The 3,512-nt window shown below is 69.4% G+C and carries 3 protein-coding genes; all 3 read right to left on the reverse strand.

The annotated features are described in order from the left end of the window. The coding region (locus BH719_RS04350; protein ID WP_009743549.1) for an alpha-L-fucosidase at nt 1-1,418 on the reverse strand (1,418 nt) is incomplete at its 3' end. A gap of 154 nt (nt 1,419-1,572) precedes the next feature. Beyond that, on the reverse strand, nt 1,573-2,499 hold the full coding sequence (locus BH719_RS04355) for a carbohydrate ABC transporter permease (RefSeq protein WP_009743550.1): 927 nt from the start codon (nt 2,497-2,499) through the stop codon (nt 1,573-1,575). Continuing rightward, a complete protein-coding gene (locus tag BH719_RS04360) occupies nt 2,496-3,416 on the reverse strand; it encodes a carbohydrate ABC transporter permease (protein ID WP_009743551.1) in 921 nt (306 codons plus the stop codon). The genes BH719_RS04355 and BH719_RS04360 overlap by 4 nt, the downstream gene beginning before the upstream one ends. Nucleotides 3,417-3,512 lie beyond the last annotated feature (96 nt).

The raw sequence follows: 3,512 nt of genomic DNA on the forward strand, positions 1-3,512 counted from the left end.
CCGACCGCGTAGGCCAGGCCCGTGGCGGGCACGCGCAGCCTCGCCCCCTCCCCTTGCGCCTCGACCTCGACGGGTTCCCCGGAGCCGAGCAGGCGCGCGTGGGCCACCGGGGCGGGCACCTCGACCCAGGTGGCGCTGGTGCCCGGCGCCGCGAAGGTCCGCTCCTCCAGGGATCCCGCCCCCGCCCCGTCGGCCGGGCCCATCCCGAAGAGGTAGACTGTGCCGGGGCCACCGGGAGCGGAGGGGGCGGCACGGGTCGTCCACCACGACCAGTCGTCGGCGCCGCGCACCCGCTCCCCGTGCTCCCACGGGCGGGTCGCGAAGATCCCGGGCCCGTTGGCCTCGAGGAAGCCGCCGAGCTCGTCGAGGCCGCGGCGCACCCACTTCGACATGCGCCCGGAGCCGTCGGGCCCGATGCCGATGAGGTAGTTGCCGCCGCGCGAGACGATCGCCAGCAGGTTGGAGACGATGCGGCGCATCGGTTTGATCGCCTCGTCGGGCCGCATCGAGCACCAGCCGCGTGTCATCGTGATGCAGGACTCCCACGGGTGGTCCAGGACGGAGTCGGGGATCTCCTGCTCAGGGGTCCTGTAGTTCTCGTTGGGCCCGTGGACCTCGCGGTCGACGACCAGGATCGAGGGCTGCAGGCGGCGCGCGGCCTCGGCGATCGCGTCCATGCCGATGGGCTCCTCCGGGGAGCGCACCCACCCGGCGTCCAGCCACAGGACGTTGACGTCGCCGTAGCCGGTGAGCAGCTCCTCGATCTGGTTCTTCGTGTAGGTGACGAAGGACTCCCATTTGGCCTCGTGGGAGGCGATGTCGTAGTTGTGGTAGCGGTCCGTGATCGGGCGGGAGCGGTCCCAGTAGCCCGGGTGGTTCCAGTCCGCCTTCGAGAAGTACACGCCGGTCTCCATGCCCGCGCCGCGGAAGGCGTCGAAGACCTCGCGGACGATGTCGCGCCCCAGGCCCGACTCCTCCGACGTGGACTTGAAGTTCGAGTAGGCGGTGTCGTACATGGCGAAGCCGTCGTGGTGCTTCGTGGTGAAGACGGCGTAGCGCATCCCCGCGCGGGCGCAGGCGCTCGCCCACTCTGCGGCGTCGAAGTCCTCGCCGGTGAAGGAGCGCGCCTGGTCGCAGTACCACGAGTGGTACTCGGCGTCCGTGCCCTGCCACCCCTGGGGGGCGTCCGTGAAACCGCCGAGCCGGGTGCGGTGCAGGGACCAGGATCCGTCCTGGCCGATGTGGGAGAAGATCCCCCAGTGGATGATGACCCCCACCTTGAGGTCGCGCCAGTGCTCGAGGGCGCGCGCGGTGCGGGGGTCGTCCGGGTAGGTGTAGCCGGGGTCCTCGGCTCCCCCCAGCGCCCCAGCGGCCTCGAGGGCGTCGGGGGCGAATTCGTCGGTGAGTCGGTCGGTCATGTGCGCTCCCTGGGGATTCGTCGGGGGGGAAGGGGTCGGGCCGGTCCCGGATGGGACGGGTCGGCAGCCGGGTGGGGTGGGCACCGCAGCGGCCGGGCGGGCCGGTCGGCGCAGCGGCCGACTGGGGTGGACGCCGGGCGGGCCCGGCCGCGGTTCAGAACTTCAGGCCGCCGTCCTCGATGCCCCGGAAGAAGTACTTCTGACTGAGGGCGAAGACGATGACGACCGGGGTCATGGCGACGACCGCGCCGGCGAGCACCAGTTGGTAGGTGGTGCCCTGCGGCGAGTTCTGGATCGCGGTGAGGGTGAGCATGAGGGTCTGCTTCTTCGGGTCGGGCAGCATCAGCAGGGGGAAGATGAAGTCCGACCACGCGGCGATGAAGGAGGTCAGCCCCACGACCGTGAGGGTTCCGCGCACCTGGGGCAAGAAGATCTCCCAGAAGCGCCTCCACTCCCCCGCCCCGTCGATGAGGGCGGCGTCCTCGATCTCGTCGGGGATGCCCATGAACGCCGCGCGCATCATGAGGATCTGGAAGGGCCCGATCATGGCGACCATCCACACGCCCGTGAGGGTGTTGTAGAGGTTGGCCTGCACCATCATGGAGAACAGGGAGAGCATGATCGACTCGAAGGGGAAGATCATGGCCGACAGCACCACGAAGTACATGATGGTGCGCCCGCTCCACCCGCGCCTGGACAGCATGTAACCGCCCACGCACGACAGGACGACGTTCGAGGTGACGGCCAGGAGCGCCACCAGCGCGGAGTTGCCGATGGATCCGAGGATGTCGGTGCGCTCGAAGAGCCTGGTGAAGGACTCGAGGGACCACTGCTGGGGGAGCAGCGTGGCCCCCTGGCCGAAAACGGACTCGCCGGGGGCTTTGAAGGCCGCCATGAGGGGCAGCACGAGGGGGCCGACCAGCAGGATCGCGACGACGACGAGCACCGCGTAGCGGATGAACAGCTGGCTGCCGCGCATCTGACGGCTGGCGACGGTGCGGGACTGGCGCTCGAGCCTGCGCGCTTTGCGCCACTGCGCGAAGCGGGAGGGGGTCTTCTGGGCGGGTGCTTGGGCGCTCATGCGTCTTCAGCCTTCCTCTGCAGCGCCTGGGAGGCGATGATGAATCCGAAGGTCAGCAGGAACAGGCACACCGAGGCCGCGTCCCCCTGCCCCAGCGACCCGAAGGTCGGGTCGACGATCCGGTCGCGGATGTACATGGTGAGGGTCTTGGTGGGCGAGGCGGCGCCCCCCAGCAGGTAGACCTCGGTGAAGATCTTCAGGCAGCCGATCGTGGTGAGCGTGGCGACCAGGAACATCATCACCCGCACGCCGGGCACTGTGACCGTGAAGAAGCGGCGCACCGGGCCCGCCCCGTCGAGCTCCGCCGCCTCGTACAGGGACTTATCGACGTTGGCCAGCGCGGACAAGTACAGGATCATGTAGTAGGGCAGGCCCTGCCACAGCGTGATGAGCATCGCGCAGAAGAGGATGAGCCACTGGTTGGACAGGAAGGGCACGGGCTCGCTGGCCAGTCCCCACGACGCGAGGAGGTTGTTGACCGGTCCGCGCTGGTCCAGCAGGTAGCGCCAGGCCAGGGAGATGACGACCAGCGAGGAGATGGCCGGCAGGTAGTAGAGGGCCCGGAAGAAGCCGATTCCGGGGACGTGGCTCTTCACCAGCAGGGCGAGCAGCAGCGGGAGCAGGACCATGAGGGGGACGACGCACACCGCGTACAGCAGGGAGTTGCGCAGCGACTCCCAGAACTCGCCGTCGGACAGGACGCTCGCGAAGTTCTCGAACCCGACGAAGCGCCCGACCCTGCCCAGCGGCTTGGTCTTGGTGAAGGACACGTAGACCGTGGTGATGAAGGGGTAGATGTAGAAGGAGACGATCGCCAGGACCGGCAGCGTGATCCATAGCCAGGGCATCCACTTGGGACGGAAACGCGCGGCGCCGTTGAGGGAGCGCCCCGGGGCTCGGCGTTTTGCAGTGGCCATGCTGTCCTCGTTTTCTGTGCTGCTGTGAACAGGGCGCCCGCGGCTCGCGGGTGCGCGGCGCGGACGGCCCCGGCCGGGACGGGCGGCCAGGGGGCG

The sequence above is a fragment of the Pauljensenia hongkongensis genome (assembly GCF_001746855.1).
GTDB classification, from domain to species: domain Bacteria; phylum Actinomycetota; class Actinomycetes; order Actinomycetales; family Actinomycetaceae; genus Pauljensenia; species Pauljensenia hongkongensis.